18 protein-coding genes and 1 pseudogene are annotated in these 23,439 nt (G+C 59.4%); 8 read left to right on the forward strand and 11 right to left on the reverse strand.

What is annotated here, in order from left to right:
* Positions 1–162: 162 nt before the first annotated feature.
* Positions 163–696: a DUF1269 domain-containing protein gene (locus FHT86_RS15165; protein ID WP_133707620.1), complete on the forward strand. Its 534-nt coding sequence runs from the start codon at positions 163–165 to the stop codon at positions 694–696.
* 80 nt (positions 697–776) lie between these two features.
* Here the strand turns inward: FHT86_RS15165 and katG are convergent, their stop codons facing one another.
* Positions 777–2,975, reverse strand: coding sequence for a catalase/peroxidase HPI (gene katG, locus FHT86_RS15170; RefSeq protein ID WP_133707621.1), 2,199 nt, complete (start codon positions 2,973–2,975; stop codon positions 777–779).
* A 341-nt stretch (positions 2,976–3,316) separates the two neighbouring features.
* On the opposite strand from katG, the gene FHT86_RS15175 reads away from it, so the two are divergent.
* Positions 3,317–4,255: a hydrogen peroxide-inducible genes activator gene (locus FHT86_RS15175; RefSeq protein WP_133707622.1), complete on the forward strand. Its 939-nt coding sequence runs from the start codon at positions 3,317–3,319 to the stop codon at positions 4,253–4,255.
* Positions 4,256–4,304: 49 nt separating this feature from the next.
* Here the strand turns inward: FHT86_RS15175 and FHT86_RS15180 are convergent, their stop codons facing one another.
* The 5 genes from FHT86_RS15180 to FHT86_RS15200 form a co-directional block, all read right to left on the reverse strand.
* Positions 4,305–4,901, reverse strand: a complete 597-nt coding sequence (locus FHT86_RS15180) for a class I SAM-dependent methyltransferase (protein ID WP_133707623.1) — start codon at positions 4,899–4,901, stop codon at positions 4,305–4,307.
* A gap of 281 nt (positions 4,902–5,182) precedes the next feature.
* Positions 5,183–6,010: a nickel-binding protein gene (locus FHT86_RS15185; protein WP_133707624.1), complete on the reverse strand. Its 828-nt coding sequence runs from the start codon at positions 6,008–6,010 to the stop codon at positions 5,183–5,185.
* A gap of 205 nt (positions 6,011–6,215) precedes the next feature.
* The gene (locus tag FHT86_RS15190) at positions 6,216–6,587 is read right to left on the reverse strand and encodes a response regulator transcription factor (protein ID WP_133707625.1); all 372 of its coding nucleotides are present in this window, start codon (positions 6,585–6,587) and stop codon (positions 6,216–6,218) included.
* 118 nt (positions 6,588–6,705) lie between these two features.
* Positions 6,706–7,323 (reverse strand): response regulator transcription factor, encoded by a 618-nt coding sequence (locus FHT86_RS15195; RefSeq protein ID WP_166656828.1) that lies wholly within the window; start codon positions 7,321–7,323, stop codon positions 6,706–6,708.
* Between the two features lie 5 nt (positions 7,324–7,328).
* Positions 7,329–9,107: a HAMP domain-containing sensor histidine kinase gene (locus FHT86_RS15200; protein ID WP_246779518.1), complete on the reverse strand. Its 1,779-nt coding sequence runs from the start codon at positions 9,105–9,107 to the stop codon at positions 7,329–7,331.
* Between the two features lie 450 nt (positions 9,108–9,557).
* On the opposite strand from FHT86_RS15200, the gene FHT86_RS15205 reads away from it, so the two are divergent.
* The 5 genes and pseudogenes from FHT86_RS15205 to FHT86_RS15225 all read left to right on the forward strand — a co-directional run bounded on the left by FHT86_RS15205 (position 9,558) and on the right by FHT86_RS15225 (position 16,568).
* On the forward strand, positions 9,558–11,225 hold the full coding sequence (locus FHT86_RS15205) for an arylsulfatase (RefSeq protein ID WP_133707628.1): 1,668 nt from the start codon (positions 9,558–9,560) through the stop codon (positions 11,223–11,225).
* An 88-nt stretch (positions 11,226–11,313) separates the two neighbouring features.
* A complete protein-coding gene (locus FHT86_RS15210) occupies positions 11,314–12,327 on the forward strand; it encodes an HAD family phosphatase (protein WP_133707629.1) in 1,014 nt (337 codons plus the stop codon).
* Positions 12,328–12,400: 73 nt separating this feature from the next.
* Complete coding sequence (locus FHT86_RS15215) at positions 12,401–13,246, forward strand: hypothetical protein (RefSeq protein ID WP_166656829.1); 846 nt, start codon at positions 12,401–12,403, stop codon at positions 13,244–13,246.
* Between the two features lie 178 nt (positions 13,247–13,424).
* A pseudogene (locus FHT86_RS15220) lies at positions 13,425–15,679 on the forward strand (HEAT repeat domain-containing protein).
* A gap of 85 nt (positions 15,680–15,764) precedes the next feature.
* Positions 15,765–16,568 carry a transporter gene (locus tag FHT86_RS15225; RefSeq protein ID WP_409527591.1) on the forward strand — a complete coding sequence of 268 codons (804 nt, stop codon included), beginning with the start codon at positions 15,765–15,767 and terminating at the stop codon, positions 16,566–16,568.
* 77 nt (positions 16,569–16,645) lie between these two features.
* Here the strand turns inward: FHT86_RS15225 and FHT86_RS15230 are convergent, their stop codons facing one another.
* The 5 genes from FHT86_RS15230 to FHT86_RS15250 all read right to left on the reverse strand — a co-directional run bounded on the left by FHT86_RS15230 (position 16,646) and on the right by FHT86_RS15250 (position 22,933).
* Positions 16,646–17,554: an alpha/beta hydrolase gene (locus FHT86_RS15230; protein WP_133707630.1), complete on the reverse strand. Its 909-nt coding sequence runs from the start codon at positions 17,552–17,554 to the stop codon at positions 16,646–16,648.
* Positions 17,555–18,361: 807 nt separating this feature from the next.
* On the reverse strand, positions 18,362–19,279 hold the full coding sequence (locus tag FHT86_RS15235) for an RNA polymerase sigma factor (protein WP_133707631.1): 918 nt from the start codon (positions 19,277–19,279) through the stop codon (positions 18,362–18,364).
* A gap of 307 nt (positions 19,280–19,586) precedes the next feature.
* Positions 19,587–19,793 carry a hypothetical protein gene (locus FHT86_RS15240; protein ID WP_133707632.1) on the reverse strand — a complete coding sequence of 69 codons (207 nt, stop codon included), beginning with the start codon at positions 19,791–19,793 and terminating at the stop codon, positions 19,587–19,589.
* A gap of 15 nt (positions 19,794–19,808) precedes the next feature.
* Positions 19,809–20,954 carry a hypothetical protein gene (locus tag FHT86_RS15245; protein ID WP_246779519.1) on the reverse strand — a complete coding sequence of 382 codons (1,146 nt, stop codon included), beginning with the start codon at positions 20,952–20,954 and terminating at the stop codon, positions 19,809–19,811.
* Between the two features lie 2 nt (positions 20,955–20,956).
* A complete protein-coding gene (locus tag FHT86_RS15250) occupies positions 20,957–22,933 on the reverse strand; it encodes a mechanosensitive ion channel family protein (protein WP_133707633.1) in 1,977 nt (658 codons plus the stop codon).
* A 257-nt stretch (positions 22,934–23,190) separates the two neighbouring features.
* Here FHT86_RS15250 and FHT86_RS15255 point away from each other — a divergent pair, with 257 nt between their 5' ends.
* Positions 23,191–23,424 (forward strand): hypothetical protein, encoded by a 234-nt coding sequence (locus tag FHT86_RS15255; RefSeq protein WP_246779520.1) that lies wholly within the window; start codon positions 23,191–23,193, stop codon positions 23,422–23,424.
* Positions 23,425–23,439 lie beyond the last annotated feature (15 nt).

Consider the following 23,439-nt stretch of genomic DNA (forward strand, 5'->3'; position numbering starts at 1 on the left):
GGAGGCATCACTTCGTTGAGGATGGATTCACGGAGCTCTTTCATCGGCCTCTTATACGGGTGTGGTAACGGCAGGAAACAGGCTATAGCTGCAGTTCGCTCCATGGACGAACCGGGTTGCAGCTCTAGTTTCAGATCGCGATGTCAACACGGAGGGATTTCCATGTCAGAACTTGTAGTGCTCGGCTTCGATGACGCCAACAAGGCGGATGCGATCCTCAATCGACTGTTGCAGCTCGAGAAGGAATATCTGATCGATCTCGAGGACGCCGTGGTCGCCGTGCGCGACAGTGACGGCAAGGTGCGCCTCAAGCAGAGCATGAACCTGACGGCAGCAGGTGCGGCGAGCGGTGGTCTTTCCGGCGCGTTGTGGGGATCGCTCGTGGGCCTCCTGTTTCTCAACCCGCTGGCCGGGATGGTGCTCGGCGGCGCGTTCGGGGCGGGGTCTGGAGCGCTCGCTGGGTCGATGACCGACTACGGCATCGATGACAATCTCATCAAGCGGCTGGCTGAAACCATTCCGGTCAACAGCTCTGCGCTGTTCCTGCTTGTACGGAAGGTCCAGCCGGAAAAGGTGCTCGAGGATTTTAAGGGCGAACACGCACGCATTCTGCGTTCGTCGCTCTCGCCTGAACAAGAGCGACGGCTCCAGGATGCGCTGTCAGCCAGCACGGCCCCGGCGACGCCGGCCGCCTAGCCGGACAGGCAATCTTTGCCTGATATAACACCTCGGGCACGGCTGAAACTCAGCCGTGCCCGAGCATCTTTCTGTGCGGATCACACGAGATCGAAACGATCCGCATTCATTACCTTCGTCCAGGCTGCCGCGAAGTCGCGCACGAACTTCTCTTGCGCATCACCTTGGCCATAGACCTCGGCAAGTGCCCGAAGCTGGGAGTTCGAACCGAAGACGAGATCAACGCGGGTGCCGGTCCACTTTATGTCATCCGTACCGCGTTCGCGTCCCTCGAAGACATACTTCGAGTCCGGGGAAGCCTTCCACACCGTGCCCATATCGAGCAGGTTGACGAAGAAGTCATTGGTGAGCGTTTCAGGGCGCGTGGTGAAAACGCCGTGCTGGGATTGTCCAGCATTCGCGTTTAACACACGCAGGCCTCCGACCAGAACCGACATTTCCGGTGCCGTCAGTGTCAGAAGCTGCGCCTTGTCGATCAGCAACTCCTCGGGCGAAATGGAATACTCGCCCTTCTGATAGTTGCGGAACCCGTCGGCAATCGGCTCCAGAACGGCAAAGGACTCGACATCAGTCTGTTCCTGCGTCGCGTCGGTGCGGCCCGGCGTGAACGGAACCTCGATGTCGTGGCCGGCGTTCTTCGCCGCCTTTTCGACAGCCGCCGAGCCAGCGAGGACGATCAGGTCTGCGAGCGACACCTTTTTGCCACCAGACTGGGCGTCATTGAACGCCTTCTGGATACCTTCCAGTGTCTCAAGCACGGCTGCGAGCTGAGCTGGCTGGTTAACTTCCCAATCCTTCTGCGGCGCAAGACGAATGCGTGCGCCGTTTGCTCCACCGCGCTTGTCGGAGCCGCGGAAGGTTGCCGCCGAGGCCCAGGCGGTCGAAACCAGATGGGGAACGGACAGTCCCGATGCCAGGATCTTGCCCTTGAGATCGGCAATGTCCTGCGCGTCGATCAGGGGGTGGTCAAGCGCGGGGAGGGGATCCTGCCAGATCAGTTCCTCCGCCGGAACCTCCGGGCCGAGATAGCGCACGCGCGGGCCCATGTCGCGGTGGGTCAGCTTGAACCAGGCTCGGGCAAAGGCATCCGCAAATTGATCCGGATTTTCGAAGAAGCGCCGGGCGATCTTTTCGTAGGCAGGATCGAAGCGCAAGGCGAGGTCCGTGGTCAGCATCGACGGCGCATGACGCTTTGACTTGTCGTGGGCATCCGGCACGGTACCGGCGCCGGCGCCATGTTTGGGCGTCCACTGATGGGCACCGGCCGGGCTCTTCGTCAGTTCCCATTCGTAGCCGAACAGGTTCCAGAAGAAATTGTTGCTCCACTTCGTTGGCGTCGTAGTCCAGGTAACTTCCAGGCCGCTGCCAATCGTGTCGCCGCCTTTACCCGTACCAAAGCTGTTTTTCCAGCCGAGGCCCTGCTCCTCGATGCCGGCGCCCTCGGGCTCGACACCGACATGTGCGGCGTCGCCTGCGCCGTGGGTCTTGCCGAACGTATGTCCACCGGCGATGAGAGCGACGGTCTCCTCGTCGTTCATAGCCATGCGCGCGAAGGTCTCGCGGATGTCCTTGGCAGCAGCAAGTGGATCGGGATTGCCGTTCGGCCCTTCCGGATTCACATAGATCAGACCCATCTGCACAGCGGCGAGCGGATTTTCGAGGTCCCGTTCACCGGAGTAACGCTTGTCAGCAAGCCAGGTGTCCTCGGCGCCCCAATAGACGTCTTCCTCGGGTTCCCAGACATCGGCGCGGCCGCCGGCGAAGCCGAACGTTTTGAAGCCCATGGATTCCAGAGCGACGTTGCCGGTCAGGATCAGCAGGTCGGCCCAGGAGATCTGGTTGCCGTATTTCTGCTTGATCGGCCAGAGCAGCCGGCGCGCCTTGTCGAGATTGACGTTATCAGGCCAACTGTTGAGCGGCGCGAAACGCTGCTGACCGGCGCCTGCGCCACCGCGGCCGTCGCCGGTGCGGTAAGTGCCCGCGCTGTGCCAGGCCATGCGGATGAAAAGCGGACCGTAATGGCCGAAGTCGGCCGGCCACCAATCCTGCGAATCCGTCATCAATGCAAAGAGATCCTGCTTGACGGCATTGAGATCGAGCTTCTTGAACTCCTCGGCATAGTTGAACGCCTTGTCCATCGGATTGGACAGGGAGGAGCTCTGATGGAGAATCCTGAGGTTCAACTGGTTCGGCCACCAGTCCCGGTTCGACCTGCCGCCATGGGCGGTGTGTGTGTGCACCACCGGACACTTGCCTGCGGTATCCGCTTTCGTATCCATATTTCTCTCCCTCGTGATTACTTGAATTGAGCCTTCCAGAGGAAGATCATCGTGAATCCTCTGAAAAGCGGCTCGGTTTCACGGTCAGCGCGATGACGAAGTACCAGACACACGAAATGTCCTTGTTTCGGGCTTTCCTCGAAGCAAACCGTCCTGAACAAAGAGCTTGGGGAGCATCAGCGTTCTGGAGGGTCTGCACGCCAATGAACTGCATATCGTCGGTGGCCTTTTTATGGGCCAAGCGTAACGGTGGCTGCACCTCATCTGCGCTTCAAGGACTATACCCAAGCTGCTTCATTAATTTAAGTTGGATTTACTGATTGCGACGATAAGGTAAGGTTATGACGAATTTGACACTCAAGCAGCTGCGCTATTTTGAGGCATTGGCACGACAAGGTCACTTCGGACGTGCGGCGGATGTCTGTGCAATCTCTCAGCCTGCCTTGTCGATGCAGATCAAGGAACTGGAAGAATCGCTGGGCACGGAGCTTTTCGAAAGGGGCGCTCGCCAGATCCGGCTGACCAGTTTCGGAGAAGCGTTTGCAGTGCGCGTCCGCGATATCCTTCGCTCGGTCGACGAGCTTGCAGATATGGCACGCGCCTCGCAGAACCGGCTGGTGGGACGGCTGAGAATGGGTGTGATCCCGACGATCGCCCCCTATCTGCTGCCGGCGATCATCGGCAATCTCACGCGCATGCATGACGGGCTCGACATTCATGTACGCGAGACACTGACCTCGAAGCTGGTCCACGAGCTGGCGGAGGGCCGGCTTGACGCGGCAATTGTTGCGTTACCGGTATCCGAACCCTCGTTGACCGAGGTTACGCTGTTTTCGGAGAATTTCGTGCTGGTCCGGCCCAGCGAGGATGAGGGCAAGCCAGTGCCCAATCGCGAAGCGCTCCGTGAGATGAAGCTGCTCCTGCTGGAAGAGGGGCACTGTTTTCGCGATCAGGCCTTGTCGTTCTGCAATCTGCCTTCGGCGCTACCGCGGGAATTGATGGATGGCAGTTCTCTATCCACGCTGGTCCAGATGGTCAGCGCCGGCATTGGTATCACCTTGATCCCGGAGATGGCGGTAGCCGTGGAGACGCGCTCGGCGTCCGTATCGGTCGCGCGCTTTCCGCACCTTCAACCCTCGCGAACGATTGGCATGATCTGGCGCAAGACAAGCCCCTTGACCAAACAGCTCCTTGAGATTTCCGAAGTCGTTCGTCAGTCAGCCGTTGCAATGCGCGAGCAGCACGATCTCTTACCTTCGTCGCTGCGACTGAGCGGCTGAAACTACGGCCCGCGGGAGGCCGCACGATCCCAAGTGAGGCCTGCATGGATCATGCCGCGCGCTCCAGTATAATGGCGTAATGATAGGGCGGCAGTTCCTCAACGCGAGCAGTCCGAAACCCTGCAGGTTCGACGGCCTTACGCACTGCGTCGGGCGACATGCGCATATCCGGCTTCGGCCCGCGTGGCTGATCGAGCACAACAGTCCGTTCCCTGGGGAGCCGATGCCAGTTGACGATCGCAAACATGCCTCCGGGTCGTAGAACATGCCAAACCGCCCGTGCGAGGCCTGGCTGGTCAGGCACTCCATGAAACGTGTTGGCCATCAGCACGTAGTCAACCGGTTGAGTGAGCAGCGATGCGATCTCGCGCGCATCTGCGTTGATCCATTGACGGACAGTCCCGCCGAGGCGCTCGACCTCGACCTTCGCCTGTTCGATCATCCCGGGATCTAGATCGAGGGCATAGACACGACCATCGACGAGCTTCGCAAGCGGCGCTGTGAAATAGCCATCACCACAGCACAGATCGAGCACGGTCATGCCAGGCCGGATGCCGAGCCGCTCCAGGACATCAGTCGGTCGCGGCCAAAGCGCCGCCCACCAGTCCCGGTCGGGCATCGATGTCGCGGGAAACAGGTCGTCCATTGTTCTTCTCCTCGCACGCCGACGCCCGTTTGGCCTCGACGGCAGCTTCCATGCGGCATCGAGTAGCCTCGATGGTCTGTTGCACGGGTTCCTTTCTCAAGCCGTCCAAACGATTATTGGAAGTCCCATCCTGTGGAAACCGTATCGTCCGCAAGGACGACCATCAGTTCAAGGGCATCTCGATCGACGAGCTGAGGGACACGCACAGGGAAGCCACAAACCGATCCAGAGAATATATCCTCGCGCGCATAGGCAGATGGCTATGCGGCACGCGAACTCGATCATTGTACGCCGGCTTTGGTCCAGTCACATTGGAAGACCAGGACGGGCTTCGAAAAACCCTTCAGGCGTCGGCGGGTCGCGTGTGTGAAGAGATCGGCGGCACCGTATTCTCGAAAAATGCTTTCCGACACAAGGACCTGGTCGGCAGAAGCCGCGGCGCACAATCGTGCTGCAAGTTGAACGGTTGAGCCGAACAGGTCGTTGCTGTCCTCGACGGGCTCGCCACAGTCCAATCCGATGCGCACATGAATAGGCTCCGGATTGCCGCCGTTGTAACGCTCAAATCCTTGCTGGATCGCTATGGCGCAATCGACGGCAGCGGTGATCGAGGCAAACGCCGCCATTATGCCGTCGCCGGTGTGCTTCACCTCGCGACCTGCGGATTGGCCGAGGCATCTGCGCACAACGGCGTCGTGGGCTCTGACCAGCTCGATCGCCATGCGGTCGCCGAGGCGCGACGTCATTTCGGTCGAGCCGACGATGTCGGTGAACAGGATCGCCCTGTGGCCGGAATCGATTTCGGCTGAGGATTGTCCAGGCACCGCCTCAGGGTCATGAATTCGGCCGAGAAATGCCTCGACTGCTGACAACGAAACCTCGACAACTTCGCCGGCGACCAAGCCGTGCGCCTCGCGGTGCACGCATTGGGCCGTTTCCATATCGGGCGCTTCCATCAGACAAAACGCAGTTCCGCGCCGCTGATCGAACCAGTATGTGAGGAACTTGACCCCGTACTGATCTTGAATGTCGAGGTCCTTGCGATGCGCTTCCGCAACGTCGGCTGCCGTGGTTCCTGCAAGATCATGCCGGTCCATGAAGATAGCCATTGTTTGCTCCTGCCGGGAAACCTCTGCTTTTATATAAGATTATTCTAATTTTTTGACGCAGCCCAGTCCACCTTTGGGATGGTGGCGAGCAGGCGCTGACCGAGACCGGCGGGCACGGGCAACGGGCGGATGAAATACAGGCACCTGCCCTCCCGTCGGCCTTGGCTCTTGCAACGGCTTCTTCAGACCAGAGCCTCTGGGGGGTTCACGATCCTAACGCTTCGTTGATGGACTCGATCAACGCGCTCCCCGGAAACGGTTTGCGCAGATAGGCGAAGCAACCCGCTTTTTCCGCGTCTGCTTGCAGTGCCTCGTCTTCGAGGGCGGTGATGAAGATGACAGGGGGGCAGGAACCATCGTCCCTCAACCGCCGTTGCAGTTCGATCCCGGACATGCCTCCAAGATCCACGTCCAACACGAGGCATTCCACTTCGCCGTCGACGGTGCGTTGGAGAAAGGACTCGGCAGACGGATACTCTTCGGTGGCAAAGCCATGGGCATTCAAAAGTCGCCTGACGCTCCTTCTCATGCTTGCATCGTCCTCCACGATAGCGATCGTACGGGGCAGGCTTGCCAATGTGTGCCTCTCTTCTACTCGTGTGGGAGGATATTCGGCTCTTCCACATGAGCTTATGCCTGCGACGACATGTCCGATATTGTCCTAAAGGGAAGCGGCACCGACCAGCTCTCGGTGATTACGCCTGGTGATCAAGTATGCCGGTTCTCTCGGCGATCGACACCACCTCAGCAAGCGACCTTGCTCCAAGCTTTTCCATCACGCGGTGCCGGTGGGCCTTCACCGTTCTTTCAGAGGTCCCGAGCGTATAGGCGATTTGCTTGTTGAGATGACCTCGTACGACGAGAGCAAACACCTCGGCCTCGCGTGGCGTCAGAGCCGCGATCAGGGCGTTAAGCGTATCGACGCGTTCGTGTTCCAGTCGTCGTCTCTCGTACTGAGCCAAGGCACGATCGATCGCCTCCAAGAGCACAGAAGCGGACGCGGGCTTCTCCAAAAAGTCTTCCGCGCCCGCCTTCATCGCCAGCACGGAGGCTCTGATATTTCCACGGCCCGAGAGGTATACGATCGGCAGGAGGGGCGCTTTATCCAGCAGTCTGTTCTGCAGCTCGAGCCCGCTCAAGCCCGGCAGATCCAGGTCGAGGAGAATGCAGCCGGCCTCGCTGCCAGATAGTTGCTCCAGAAATTGGTTGCCTGATTCATAGAGCGCGACGCGGTAGCCGGATGCCGACAGCAGGCGTCCGATCGCGGTGCGAAAGGATTGATCGTCATCGATGATGTAAACAGTGGGTTCCATTTGGTTCATCCACCGCGCGCAAGGGGAAGCACAACTCGAAAGACGGCACCGCCTTCGGGGCGGTTGCCGGCCCAGATCTTGCCGCCATAGGTCTCGACAATCGCGCGCGCGATGGAAAGTCCGAGACCGGTCCCTGTCGGCTTCGTCGTGAAGAACGGCTCGAACACGCTCGTGAGTTGGCTATCCGGGATTCCCCGGCCCGTGTCGGAAATCGACAGCTCGACCTTCGATCCGCGTGCCAGGGCCGTCTCGACAATGAGGCGCCGGTCGCAAGCCGCCACGTCCAGCATCGCGTCCATGGCATTCGTCGCCAGGTTGAGAATGACCTGCTGGACGTGAACTTTGTCCGCTCGGACCGGCAGTTTCCGCGGAAGAGGGTTGGCTCGGACCGCGACGCCCCGCCGCAGGGCCTCGCCGTGGAGTATCTTGATTGCATTGGCAGCAACATCGTTGAGGTCGAATGTCTGGCAATCGATGTCGCCCCGTTTCTTCAGCAGGCTCCTCATTTGCGATATGACGTCATGGGCGCGCTGATCGTCGTCCTGGATGTCTACAAGGATCTGCTCGATCAACTTCAGATCGGGTGTCTTCGACCGAAGGATGACTGCCGCCGCCTCGGCATTGCTGCGGATGGCTCCAAGGGGCTGGTTGAGTTCGTGGGCGATCGACGCGGATAAGGCGCCCGCGGTCGCGGACTGATTGAGATGCACCACTTCCAGCAGACGATGATGCGATTCAACCTGCGCCTTGCGGCGGCGGCGCCGCTCGACAAGCAATCCGGCGATGACGACGCCTTGCGCTGTTATCACGGCAAGTGCCGCGACGATCACATAGCGGTACTGCTCCCAGAAGGTCTTTTCCTTGAACATCTGGACGGTGCCCGGAGGGAGGTCCGCCGCAGACAGGCCCCAGCGCCGCAGTTGTCTTGCGTCTACGACATATGTCTGAGGAGAATCAACACTGGAGACCTCTTTGCCGGCGATCACATCAAGCACAAGATCGGCGATGGTCGTTCCGAGCGAACTGAATGTGACGACATTCCCGCCGACAACGCCATAGTTGATATATGTGGGGTAGGGGCCATAGATGGGCGCGCCGGCCGTCTGTGCGATCTGTCTGATTGCTTCGCGCGGAATGAAGTTGCGGCCAGAGCTGTCCTTGAAGATGGTTAGGGCGAGAACGATGCTGTCCCGGGGCAGTTCGGCGGCCCGCCTGGTGAACTCGTCGATCGTCAGGTCTTCCAGATAGGTAGTCTCATAGTCTTTCGAGAAAGCCGCGAGGTCGGTTCGCGCGGTCGCAAGCCACGCGCGGTCGAAATCCGCCGAACCTCCGATGATGTAGAGATGGCGAGCCTCTGGCTGCAGCCGGCGCGCCAACTCCGCCGTCTTGAGAATGTCGAACTCGCTGACGGCGCCGATCACGTCGCTTGGTAGTTTCAGGTCGTTGGCGGTCGCGCGGCTGAAGCCGCCGAAGATGATCCTCGCATGGTCCGCAAGGCCGCCGCGATTGCGAACGATGAACCTTGCCGATTCCTCGCCGAGTGCGATCACCACGTCCGGCTGGCGATCGGCATACTTCGCCGAAAGATATCGAGCCATACGCTGAAGGTGCTCGCGTTCAGGAAATCTCGAGAGGTCGAGAAACTCGGAGAAGAGGTCGATCTTCCCTCCGGTCACGTCGAGCAGTCGCGTCCGCACCGCTTCTCCGGCCTCGGTCGTCGCAGCTATGCGTTCATCGTATGGATAGAGAATGAGGACGCGCGGAACACGACCGACAATCTCCATCGACGAAGAAGCGGCTGTGCCGAATATTGCGATAAAAAACCAACAGATGGCCGCGCACCACCGGACCTGGCGCGATCGAACTTTCCCGTTGTGAAAGCCCATAGCCCTTCCCCCCGAGAAACTGCTCGACAATACCACTTGCGCGAAGTTTCGTCATCCTTGCAACCTTCCAAATATAATCGAGAAAAATCGGCAAGGATCACAGTTGCCCGAAGGTACAATATCGCTCAACGCCGCCCTTCGCTAAGTTCTTTCAGCATGAATGTCGCTTGCAACGAGTAATGGCTTCTCAGGTTGAAGGCCGTTCTCAACGAAGGCGCAGTTTGAAATCGCTTCAGATGTTTCGATTGCATTCAGAGTGAACGCGCGACATGCGGCACTCGAGGAATTTTGCCGCCGCGCCAGGATGAATGGTCGTCCGGCCGGAAATAGCAACCGGAGGAAGTCGAGATGAATCGCAAGATCATCCATGGCATGGGAGCGTTGGCCGCTTCGGCCGTTCTTTGGTGTACGGCATCTCCGCTCCAAGCCCAGGAGGCGCAGAAGAAGCCCAACATTCTTTTTATTGTGTCCGACGACACCGGCTATGGTGATTTAGGTCCTTACGGCGGGGGCGAGGGGCGGGGCATGCCGACGCCCAATATCGACAAGCTCGCCGAAGATGGCATGACGTTCTTCTCCTTCTACGCCCAGCCGAGCTGCACGCCCGGGCGCGCGGCCATGCAGACCGGGCGCATCCCGAACCGTAGCGGCATGACGACGGTTGCCTTTCAAGGGCAAGGAGGCGGCCTGCCGGCAGCCGAATGGACGCTGGCGTCGGTGCTGAAGCGTGGCGGCTATCACACCTACTTCACCGGCAAGTGGCACCTTGGCGAGGCGGACTATGCGCTGCCGAATGCGCAGGGCTATGATGAAATGAAGTATGCCGGGCTCTATCACCTCAATGCCTACACCTATGCCGACCCGACCTGGTTCCCGGACATGGATCCCAAGCTTAGGGAAATGTTTCAGAAGGTGACAAAGGGGGCGCTGTCCGGCAACGCCGGCGGGCCGGTAAGAGAGGATTTCAAGATCAACGGTCAGTACGTCGACACACCGGTGATCGACGGCAAAGAAGGTGTAGTCGGAATCCCCTTCTTCGACGGCTATGTCGAGAAGGCGGCAGAGGAGTTCCTCGATGAGGCCGCCAAGAAGCCGGACGAACCGTTTTTCATCAATGTCAACTTCATGAAGGTGCACCAGCCGAACATGCCGGCCCCGGAGTTCGAGCACAAGTCGCTGTCGAAGTCGAAGTATGCCGACTCGATCGTCGAGCTCGACACGCGTATCGGCCGGATTATGGACAAGCTGCGTGAAACCGGCATGGACAGGAATACGCTCGTCTTCTACACGACGGACAATGGCGCTTGGCAGGACGTCTATCCGGACGCCGGATACACACCGTTCCGCGGCACCAAGGGCACCGTTCGCGAGGGCGGCAACCGCGTTCCCGCAATCGCCGTGTGGCCCGGCAAGATCAAACCCAATAGCAAAAACCACGACATCGTCGGCGGTCTCGATCTGATGGCGACATTCGCCTCAGTCGGCGGGGTGCCGCTGCCCGACAAGGACCGCGAAGACAAGCCGATCATCTTCGACAGCTACGACATGTCGCCGATCCTGCTCGGCACCGGCAAGTCGGAACGCAAAGAGTGGTTTTATTTCACCGAAAACGAACTGTCGCCGGGTGCCGCGCGCGTCGGCAACTACAAGGCTGTGTTCAACCTCCGCGGCAGCGATGGTCAGGAAACTGGCGGTCTGGCCGTTGATTCCAATCTCGGCTGGAAGGGTGCGGAGAGCTATGTGGCGACAGTCCCGCAGGTCTTCGATCTCTGGCAGGACCCGCAGGAACGCTACGACATCTTCATGAACAATTATACCGAACGCACCTGGACGATGGTTACCATTTCCGAAGCCATCAAGAAGCTCATGAAGACCTACGTGGAATATCCTCCGCGGAAGCTGCAGAGCGAATCCTACAGTGGCCCCATTACCCTAACCAACTATGAGCGGTTCCAGTGGGTACGTGAGCAGCTTGCGAAGGAAGGCGTCAGTGTCTCGATGCCGACCGGCAACTGATCCTGTCAGGGCAGGCGGCCCCCAGCAAGGGTCGCTTGCCCTGGGGTAGCGCAACAATGCCCGCACATTACCAATCGAGGGCACTACAATGTTCGAATCTATCAACATCTTAAACCTGGTCCGCAGCGCTGCGCTCGGCATAGCCAGCTCGTTGATCGTTGCGGCTTCAGCACAAGCCCAGACCGATCCCCTGCCATCATGGAACGACACCGCGCCGAAAGCGGCCATCGTCGCCTTTGTCGAGAAGGTGACCAAGCAGGGATCGCCCGATTTCGTCCCGGAACCGGAGCGCATCGCCGTGTTCGACAACGACGGCACGTTGTGGGTCGAACACCCGATGTACACCCAGCTCGCCTTCGCGCTCGATCGTGTCAAGGCGCTTGCTCCGGACCATCCCGAGTGGAAGGACACGCAGCCCTACAAGGCCGTGCTGGAAGGCGACATGGAGACGCTTGCCGCCTCCGGTGAGAAAGGCCTCGTGGAACTCATCATGACCACCCACGCCGGAATGACCACCGAGGATTTCAAGAAGGTCGTTACCGACTGGATCACCACAGCGCGCGACCCGAGGTTCAAGCGACCCTACACCGAGCTCGTCTATCAGCCGATGCTCGAACTGCTCGCCTATCTGCGCGCCAACGGCTTCAAGACGTTCATCGTTTCAGGCGGTGGCGTCGAGTTCATGCGGCCGTGGGTGGACCAAGTCTACGGCGTCCCTCCAGAACAGGTTGTCGGCTCATCGATCAAGACAGAGTTCAGGATGCGCGACGACACGCCGACCCTTTATAGGCTGCCGCAGGTCAACTTCATAGACGACAAGGCAGGCAAGCCAGTCGGTATCAACGAACAGATCGGTCTTCGCCCAATCGCAGCCTTCGGAAATTCCGACGGCGATTTTGAAATGCTGCAATGGACGACGATGGCCGGGCCAACCGCGCGTTTCGGAATGCTCATCCACCACACGGATGCTGAGCGCGAATACGCATACGACCGCAACACGTCATTCGGTCGGCTAGACAAGGCGCTCGACGCGGCAAGCAACGCAGGTTGGGTCGTCGTCGACATGAAGGCCGACTGGAAGCAGATCTTTCCTTCGAAATGAAAGGGCCGGCTGCGCGAGCTTCGGGGTTTCGCGCCACCGGCAAGGCAAACCGAATGAAAAAGGGGGACTAGCGATGCTTACTCGAAATTTAGCCCGCGCCGCCCTGTTGGTCGGCAGCTTCTGTTGCACGGCGGGTGTCACGTTGGCACAGGATGCGGGCGTACCGCCGCATGTTCCGCTGCAGAAAACGATCGGCGCTGTCACGCCGACCGGGCCGGTGCCATCGCTCTTCGTCGTCAACTCGGCGGGCGCGACACTGCAGAATGACAAATTAACGATGACCGGCGTCTCAGCGAATTCGATCGTCTTCGCCGACCGCCCCGTGCGGGCAGCGGGTCATGTAACGACTGAACAATTCATCATGCAGTGGGACAAAGACAAGGACAATTTCATCAACGATCCGCCCAATGCGACCATATCCGTGCTCGGCGGCGATGGGTCGAAGGTGGAGGACGCGGTGGTGACGCTGCGAGCGCCGAGGCTGAATGGGGGTAATCTAACCTTCGAGGTTTCGGTTCTGGAGGGGACTCTCAGTGGATCGAGTGGACCTGCGGCACTCTTCATCGACCGCGGCGGCGGGTTCGGAGGGGGCGGCTTCGGGGGTGGCGGCTTCGGGGGTGGCGGCCGTGATTTCGGCGGTGGAGACTTTGGTGGTCGCGATTTTAACCGTGGAGACTTCGGCGGGAGCTATGCGCGCGTCGGGGACACTGGCGTGTATCACAGCGACCGGACCGGCAACACATATGCATGGCATGGCGACAACTACTGGCATGCCCCGGTCTATCACGGGGCCTGGTATCGCGGCGCTCCGGTTGCCGCGGGCGTAGCGGCCGGTGCAGCCGTTGGCGCGGCAGCAGCCTATCGGTACGACGATCCATATCCGCGATGCGGCTACTATCCTTATCCGCCTTGCTACTGATCAGCGGTTTGTTCCAGGCGGGTGGGACGCGACCCGCCGCAACAGAAATGGGAAGCTCGCCTGACCCGGCTTCTCTCTTTTGGTTCCTGCCCCATGCTTTGGTCGCGCCGCAGGCGTCGGCCCTTGTTCCGCTACGATATGGAGCATTCGTTTGACGGCGCTCGCCCATTCACTGGCAATTCTTCGTGCAGTTTTTTCGCTGTGTTTGCTACTTGTGTTTGCTGGATGGGCCTTCGCTGAGGAGCCGGTTCCGCAATCCGCTGTCGATCCACGGATCACGATCCATGACGGATTTGCGGACGAGAAGACCTGCGCATCCTGCCATGACGATCAGGCGGCCGCTTTTGCAAAGTCTCATCACGCAAAAGCGATGGCACTCGCCAATGAGCGGACGGTGCGAGGCAATTTCAACGATGTCCAATTCGATCACGACGGAATCGTTACGCGTTTTTTCCGCCACGACGGCGGCTTCTTCGTCCGGACCGAAGGACCGGACGGCAAGGAGGCAGACTTCGAGGTCAAATACACGTTCGCCTATGAGCCGCTGCAGCAATATCTGGTCGATCTCGGCGGCGGCAGGCTCTCGACATTGCCTGGGACACGGTCAAGCAGGAATGGTTCTGGCTCGGCGTCGGCACGCCAGCAAAGCCAGGTTCGACATATCACTGGACGGGTCCGTTCTACCGCTGGAACCGCACCTGCATCGACTGTCATTCGACGGATCCCCAGGCACACTTCCAGCCGGAGACGAACTCATACCAATCGACGTATGTGGCAACAAGCATCGGCTGCCAAACCTGTCACGGCCCAGGCGCAAAACACGTCGAGTGGGCGCAAAAGAAGTCGGAAGGCGTCCCTTCCATCGGATCCGACCCAGGTCTTTCGAAAGTCGACGAGAACGCCTGTTTTGGCTGTCACTCGAGACGCATCCGGCTTGGGCAGGGCCAAGGAGCGGGAAAACCGTTTCTGGAGTCCTTTTCGCCCGCACTGCTTCGCCCGGACCTCTATTTTCCCGACGGCCAGATACGCGACGAAGTGTTCGAATACGGTTCGTTTCAGCAGAGCAAGATGGCAAGGGCGGGCGTCACCTGCCTCGATTGCCATAAGCCACACGAGGGAGTGCTGAAGGCGGAAGGCAACGCGTTGTGCTTGCAATGCCACTCGGAAACCGCTTCCGAGAGATTCGCCAAACAGCATCCCAACGGTCTCTTCGACGCGCCCGCCCATACGCACCATCCAGTCGGTTCCACCGGATCCCAGTGCGTGAATTGCCACATGCCGCAGCGCACATACATGAAGGTTGATCCCCGGCGGGACCATTCCTTCGTGATCCCCCGCCCGGACCTGTCGGCATCCTATGGAACACCGAACGCCTGCACGACGTGCCATGAAGGAAAGACCGATGCCTGGGCAGCGGAGGAGATGGACAAGTGGTACGGCACGGCGTGGCGGCAACGAAAGACGATCGTACACGCGTTCGCCGGAACAGCCAAAGGCGGCCCCGCGGCGGTCGATGCGCTCAGGAACCTCGTCGAAGACCGAGATCAGGCCGGCATCGTCAGAGGCAGCGCCATCGCTCAATTGGGCAGGATCGGCGGAGCAGACGTCGTTGCCGATGTGAAGGCGGCCGCCGGCGATCCGGATCCTCTACTCAGGCTGGGGGCAGCGGAAGCGGCGGGCGCTCTGCCGCCTGCGGCAAGGTTAGACATTCTGGGCGAGCTGTTTGGCGATGAGACGCGGGCCGTGCGCGTGGCTGCTGCGACAGCGCTTGGCGGTGCGCCGACGCCGGAATTCCTGGGCGATCAGCGAGGCAGCTTCGAAGCCGCCGTGGCGGATTTGCGCGCTTACATCGAAGCCAATGCCGATTTTGCGGAGGCCAATAATAATTACGGCATGTTCCTGATGGGGCAGCGACGTGCGCAGGATGCGGAGAAGGCATTCCGACAGGCAATCGTGCTCGACCCCTCTCTCTCGGGTCCTCGCATCAATCTCGCCGAACTCTTCCGCGCGACAGGACAGGACGACAAGTCCGAACGCACCTACGCTGAAGCCGTTGCGGCTTCGCCGGATCAGGCCGATCTACGGTACGGTCACGCTCTGTCGCTCGTTCGGGCGAAAGCAATGCCAGCAGCGATCCGGGAATTCGAAGAAGCCACACGGCTTGACCCAGGCAATGCCCGCTACAAGACCACCCTTTCCATCGCCCTGGATTCCATCGGGCGGACGGAAGACGCTTTCAAACTCCTCGCGAGTGCGATCGACGCGGGAGAGCAGGACGCCAACCTGATTGGTACCGCCATCAACTACGGTCTGAAGCTTGGGCTATATCCCGAATCGCTAAAATATGCTGAGATACTGGGCCGCCAACAGCCGGACAACCCAAGGATTGCGGATTTGATTGCGCAACTCCGTGCGGCGACAGGCGCCAAATGACGGACTCGAAGAAGTTCGGCGATGTTTTCGTCGTGGTGCGGTTCCAGGCGGATTCTACGACCCGTCATTGAAGTTGGAGGACGCAATGAAGCTCATTTTGGTCATGACGCTAATACCGTGCGCGACGATTGCCACCGCTGGCATCGCGCAGGCGCAGGAGGCGAATAGCGATCTTGCAAAGAAGCTGAACAATCCTGTGGCGTCGCTGATCAGTGTGCCGTTCCAGTTCAATTATGATCACGGCTTCGGTCCCAACAACGGCAATCGCGAAACCCTCAATATCCAACCCGTCATCCCGTTCTCGATAAACGAGAACTGGAATGTGATCTCTCGCACAATCGTGCCCGTGATCTGGCAGGACGACATTGCGGGTCCCTCCGGCAGCCAATTTGGAATCGGCGACACTACGCAGAGCTTCTTCTTCTCCCCCAAGGAGCCGACAGCGGGCGGGATCATCTGGGGCGCCGGACCCGCGTTCCTACTGCCGACGGCAACCGATGATCTCCTCGGCAGCGGCAAGTTCGGCATCGGTCCGACCGCCGTGGTCCTCAAGCAGGAAGGCCCTTGGACCGTTGGGGCACTCGGCAATCACATCTGGTCGGTCGCGGGTGAGGGAGATCGGCCCGACGTTAGTTCGACCTTCTTGCAGCCTTTCGTCTCCTACACGACATCCGATGCCTGGACCTTTACCGTCAACACCGAGAGCACCTACGACTGGAAAGGTGAGCAATGGTCTGTCCCTATCAACCTCCAGGTGTCGAAGCTCGTCAGGTTCGGCAAGCAGCCTGTCAGCTTCACGGCAGGCGCGCGCTACTGGGCCGCGGCCCCCGAGAACGGCCCGGAGGGATGGGGCTTCCGGTTGGCGATGACCTTCCTCTTTCCGAAATAAGGTCTCGATAGCTCTTACCCCGCTGCCTGAAGTTAAGGCGACCGTGGCCCTCAAGGGAGTCTCGGTCGCCAGCCCATTTATTTTGCTGGAAGTCCCAGCAGCGGACATGCCCATTCGGCGATCCGTGCGACAGCTGTATCGGCCTCCGGTGCGCGCCCTGCTGCCATCTGAAAGGAGTGCAGCATCTCGGGGAAGACGTCGAGCTTCGCATCCACTCCGGCGCTCTTTGCTCGGTCGGCGAAGGCGATGCTATCGTCAAGAAGGCATTCATCGCCTCCGACCTGGAGATAGACCGGCGGAAGACCGCTGAGATCGCCAGCCAGCGGGCTGATATGGGGATCCGCGCGATTTCCATCAGGGCCAAGCAGCATTTGAACGAGCCCACTGACCATTTCGCGGTGAAAGACAAGATCCTTCTCAGCGTTACTGTCATAGGAGACGCCACTCAAAGCCAGGTCTGTCCAGGCCGACATCGTCACTGCGCCGGCAGGCAGAGGGAGCCCAATGTCGCGAGCACGCAGGAGGGTTGCAAGCGCCAATCCGCCTCCCGCCGAATCGCCGGCCAGAATGATATGGGCGGGCTTCACGCCCGCCTCGAGTACCGATCGATAAGCGCCGATGGCATCGTCCGACTGTGCCGGATGGGGATGCTCGGGCGTTAATCTATAATCGATGATCAAGGCCCTGCAGCCAATTGCCTTGGCGATATGCGCGAAGATCTTTCTGTGCGAATAGCGCGAACCCACTATATAGCCACCGCCGTGGAGGCAAATGATGACCCGGTCCCATACCGCACCTTTGGGCACGGCCCAAAGCGCCGGAATACCGTCAACAGAGGCCTCGATATAATCGACGTCGCCCGGTTCGCTTGTCAGGCCCGCCCAGTAGTGATCGTTAAGACGCATTGTCTCGATTGTCGGCGGCTCTTTGACCTTCGCCATGCTATCCCAATATTGCTTTACGCTTTGGATTTGCGGACTTGCCATCTGGATTCCTCATAGTTTGCGTTTGACTGGTGTCGCGGCCATAAGCCGCTGTCTTGAGTGGCCCGTTCAACGTTCCGAGCCTAAGACGTGGCTGACCACCATCAGGGTACGTCCGGTCGTCAAAAAGATAGCGATCGTTGTCCCGGCCAATGCTGTTGGAAACACCGGATGCGTTTCAGTCCAACCGCTGAACCGGCGGTCGGACCGACTGAAGCAAGCTGCTCGCGAGCCGCTGCGTCGGGCTGTTCAGATTTAGAAGCAGAAAGGAATTGATGTGGAATCAGAGCGATCGCCTATCCACCCCCCAGGGAACCACGTCGAAGCTAACAGGCCCGTTCGTCGTCTTCAGTCAGGGGCAATCGCGGAGCAAAGTTCAGAAGCTCCCAATACCAGAAATTGTCACTCCTGATCGCCTCAATGGAGTGCGATCTTATGGCGTCGGTCATCGAGGCAAACCGACTGAACCGAATGGCAATGTCATGACCAACTAGGAAGACAACCGGCAGATTTCGCGTGCTGATCGACAGCATCGGCGATCTTCAGCCTTCACAAAGTTACCCTCCGTCTGGATGAGACGGAGGGCACGGAGCATCAACTCCATTTTGCGTCATTTGGGCTAGGGGGGCACCTTAACGCACGGCTATATTACCGTTTAAGCAAATATTCACATAGAGAAATATTTGCTTAAGCTTGATTAATTCCTTCGGTGTGGAGGAGATTACTAGAAATCGGGGAGCTGCTCTGCCCTTTGTCTATGACTATATAGCCCAGAGAATCGGACCCGGCCGCCGGTGCCAATCACGTCCGCTAATGCACTGCGGTCAAACCGGCGAATTCCGGATCCAAGGCCTCTGTGGCTGCAAATATCCAAGGACAGCCGGTGTAATGGCGGATCATGTGAATACTGTTCCCATTCGATTCCAAACGCACGATTACCGTTGGCACCATTTCCGGCGCCAAGCCGCCCAGCAAAACCAATATGCTTTCGCCATCCAGGCGCGCTGTGATGAGCTTGCGCGGATATGACATCAACTCGAACCGTGTGAAGTAGTTCATGACCGCGGGGCCTGCATAAAGGTTGGTAATCATGAGCCGCGCGTCATCGCTTATCAGTTGACGTATACCGTCCCAATCCTGACGGTTGAAACGGTCGACATAAAGGGCATGCAGTTCGAGCATCGCGTTGTTTGCAGCACTCATACCTGCGGGGCCGTTTGGAAGCGCTGCAAGCTTCGCCCGCCCGCGGTGCAAAGCAGCTTTGACGCCGCCGACACTACTGGCGACGAGCGCCGCAATTTCCTCGAGGCTATAATCGAAGACATCCTTGAGAAGAACGCAAGCGCGCTCCTTCGGCGGCAGACTGATGACCAAACGCTCGAGAGCCCGGCTTATGCCGGGACCGTATAGTTCCGCCTGAGGCAGGACGTCAGGTTCGGCCGCAGCAGCCTCTTTGACTTTACGAACGGTCCGCTTGCGTATGAAATCGATGCAGCGGTTGTGAGCGATCCGGAAGAGCCACGGCCCTAAACTCTCGTTATCCTGTAGTTGATCCAGCTTTCGATAAGCCTCGAACAGCACGTCCTGCATGACGTCCTCGCCGTCGAGCACCGATCCCGTCATGCGGCTGCAATAACGATGCAGCTTCGCGCGGTGTCCGGCAACCGTCTCGATGAAGGCGGAATAGCGCCCATCGAACTTGCCTGTCAGAAAAATGTCCTCGGCCATGCTTCACCTGTGTCTTGAACTGCGCCCAAGCGGTTCTCTTTTCGCATGACGTTCGAGGCCCCTCCAAGGATACGTCTACAAGTCAAATTGCCTGATCGGTTCTAAGGGATTAACCGCTGGGCTCCGTTTACAGCAGGGGACTGTCAAAGGTTCACCCAACGCCGATCTAGTTTGACGTCGTGAGCGTGGTGAGAGGAGAGAGGCTTCCGGCCTGTCCCACTGGAGTGATCCGGTCGATGTGACGCATGGATCTAATGACCCCGATCACCTCAATTGCCGTTTACCCGGTGTCGATTCCTATCCAGACCTACGGATGGCGGTTCGGTCCGCGCCGGATCCCGAACCATCGCCACACGGCCGGTGCGTAGATCACCGCAGCGATGAAGCTCGCCAGCATCACCAGCGCGATGCCGAGCTGAACGACGTTATAGCGCAACGTACCTTCAGCAACGAACCAGCCCGCAATGATGCCTGCTATTGCGAACGGCAGGCGGGCGAGAATGGGAAACCACATGGCGACCTCCATCGACTAGAGAAGCAATAACCGCTTCACGATCGGCCCAAGTTGAGAGTACGACAGATAGGACGCGCCGACTACCAGCAGCGGCAGGAGCGCGGGAACAAGCACCGGCAGGACGTTGCCCTTGTTTATGAGGAGCGCTGACGTCTTCAGGGAGGCCTTGTAGAGAGGTTTTACGTCGCGGAATTCTTCAGTCTCCGGCTCGACCTCGTCCGCAAAGATGTTCTCGCCCAGGAGCGTGCGCTCCTGCTTTCGTTCAAAGTCCGTGGCTTTCGCCATAGAGAGCATGACCGCCTTCCGCTTCAGCCGGCTGATGTCAGCCGCCAATCCGGCCAGAGGCATCGCATAATATAAGAGCACGATCACGAGCCATCCGGCGCCGACGATTGTGAACAGCGTCGGCGTCACGGCGTCGTTCTGCATCACGTGTCCGATACCCGCAGCCGTGACAGAGCTGACCGCCAGCGTAAACAGCGTGTACCCGGCCGGATACAGGCCCATGAAGCCGAGGCCGCCGTGTCCGTCAGGGTGGGTTACGGCCAGCCTGAGATGACACCGACGAATGTCCGACAGGAATCCCGCCCAAACGACATGCTTCCAGACCATCCGGGCGAGGAGGAACCAGTAGAGCGTATTGCTTACGACGAGGCACCAGAGACCTGCCAGCGAAAGACGTCCTTCAGAGGCTGCCCAGCCGGGTGCCGATCCACTCAGAAAGTTGTTCGCGTTCAATATCGACGCCGCGGCGGCCAGCAGCAGGCAGCCGGCTTCTGCTCCCCACGCCGCTGTACGGTCCCTGGCATTCGAAAGTGCCTGGCGGGCGTCGGACATCGACTGTGAAGCGACCAAGGGGGTCCGGAAAAGGATCGCTGCGCATTCGTCGAGGGCGAAGCTTATCGGCTTCTCCGTCAGCGTGAGAAGGATTGGCGCGATCAGGAACTTGGCCCATGCACCCCAGTCGTAAAGGAAGAGGCGCGCTCCGTACCTGCCTTGGGTCGCCAGCAATAGAAGGACGGGCATCGTCCAGCAGAATGATCCGAAGACGAAGGCACGCCAGCCCGGCTTACGTAGGCCGAGCATTGACACGATATTGTAGAACGGGCCGCCGTGCATGATCCTTATGCGTGTGTCCTGGTCGGTGTCGCCCGCAGCCAATGTCAGCCCTCCGGTGCGGCGATCTTCGCCTGCTCCGCCTTGGCCGCCGTGACGGTGGCTGAGGCCGCAGCAGCGGCGGCGGCCTTCTCCTCGCCGCCGACCTGAACTGTCGGCTGTGCGAATTCGATCCCGTTTGCCATGAAGATGTCGCGGATCATCGTATAGGCGCGGCGGCGGATTGCGGACTGATGTCCAGGAGCAGTGGTGAATGCGAAGCTGAGCTCGATCCCGAAATCGCCGATCTGTTCAACACCCTTCATCTTCACCGTCTCAATGATGAAGGGTGCGAGTTCCTCATCGGTCAGCATTTCGGCGCCGACACCTTTCACCAGTTTCTTCACCTTGGCGACATCCGTGTTGAACGGGACTCGGAGCATGAACTTGTCGATGACCCAGTCTCTGCTCATGTTCTGGACCGCGCCGAGAGAGCCAAAGGGGACCGTGAAGATCGGACCGCGGTGGTGGCGCAATCTGACCGAACGCAGGCTGAAGGATTCGACAGTGCCCTTATAACTGCCGCTCTGAATGTATTCGCCGACCCGGAAGGCATCGTCCAGCATGTAGAAGATGCCGCTTATGACGTCCTTGACGAGGGTCTGTGATCCAAAACCCAGGGCGACGCCGAATATGCCGGCTCCGGCGATCAAGGGAGCGATCTGAACCCCCAATTCGGCGAGCACCGTGAGTGCGGTTGCCGCCAGCACGAAAACCGCAAGCGCATTTTTGAAGATCGGCAGGAGCGTGGCGATGCGATGCTGGCTCGCAGCCTCGCCGCCATGAGCCGAAGGATCAGCGGAAAATGACTGGAGCTTCTCGTCTATGAAGGCCTTGGTGATGTGCCAAATGAGATCGGCGACCAGGAGAACGACGACACTCTTCAGAAGGCCGTAGAGGATGGCCGTCAATGTCGGGTCCTGATGCGCAAGCGAGTTGGGGTTGAACTGCCAGACGATCGCCAGCCACGCCACCGCCAGCGCGATGACGACCGCACGGCTGCCGCGGACCAGGAAAATGTTCCGGACACGGTTCTGGCGGGAGCCGTCCTGGGCGGAAATCGCCCCTTCGATCGACCGCCCAACGGCTTTCAAGATACCTGGCAAGGTGAGCGCATAGATTCCAATCCAAGCCAGGCCCTTGAGATCAAGACACCACAGCACCCAGATGGCAAAGAGAAAGAGACTGAGAGTGCCTTTGATGGCACGGGATTTCGTGGATGTCCGCCAAATGGCTTCCACTCCGATCAGCAGCAGCACGATGGAAAAGCAGTAGGAGATCGCCGTGGTGACGGCGGGATCGATACCAAGCGGCGCGCCAAGGGTTCTGAAGGCCAGAGCGCACACGAAAATGCCGATGAAGAGACGCACGCGTCGGAGCAGTCGGTCACTCTCGACACTGAACACTGCAAGTACGGATAAAAAGCGATAGGCCACGAAGGCGATCAGGAACGTGAGCAACGCGATGCGCGCCAACGGGGGCCAATCAAAGGCAAAGAAGATCACCCCGATGACAAAAGCAAAGACAACCACCGGAAGGAGCCTGGCGCCGGCCGCGGCGATGGCGCCTTGCGCCTTGACGAACCGAACCGCACGAATGCGCAGGAATAGCTGCTCCGCCGCAGCACCGATGGCGACCAGAGCCGCGAAAATAACCATGACCGGCGCGTAACCGTGGGAGATGGCATCCGACCGCGTTCGGGCGGACGCGGCTGCAATCTCGGACGGTATGCGCGGAAGTGCGGATACCACACTGTGAATGCGGTTGCGCGTCTGGTTGTCCCAGTCTTCCAGATCCGAGTTGGGCGATGCGGATGGGTGCGTCGTTTCGCTCTTTGGCTTTTGGCTCTCCAACCACGCCCTCACATCCGGGTCCTGCAGAAGGCGCACCAGATCATCGATCTTCGGTTGGGCGGAGGGCGGCGTCTGAGCATGCGCCGTTATCGAGAAAAGAAGAACGAAAAGGACCGCTGCCACCCGTCGCATGTTCTGTCGCTTTCTTCGCTGCTTCTAACGGAAAGGAGATCACAAATTCTTTCGTGATACGAGTACGCAACGGTAAATGCCGGCGTAACATTCGGCCGATCCAGCAGAACGGCAGGCGTTTACAGTAACGTACTTACGGAAATCGCGAGACTGCATAGGATGTCTTCCTTCAACTTGAATGGAGGGCTGAACGATCTATGGGCACGGGCAGCACGAACCCACAGGAGGGGGCCGTCCGGCGGGGACTTTGGAGGCTCATGCTAAAACTGCCGGCGATGCGTGGGCGCCTTCAGATTCTTGGCGCAAAGTCTGCCGCACTCCAGGACCTGTTCGAAGCCTACGAGGACGCAAGCGTGACACTCGAGCGCCTGCTCAAGGAGCCCGACAGCGACGCCCGTTTGATGATCCGCGAATATGAGACGATCTGCAGCGAGGTCGAAAACGACGTCATCGAATATTGTCTCGGACATAGCCCGGACGTGCCGAAATAGCGCGGAGAAACGCCT

It is taken from the genome of Rhizobium sp. BK313 (assembly GCF_014193655.1).
GTDB lineage: Bacteria > Pseudomonadota > Alphaproteobacteria > Rhizobiales > Rhizobiaceae > Rhizobium.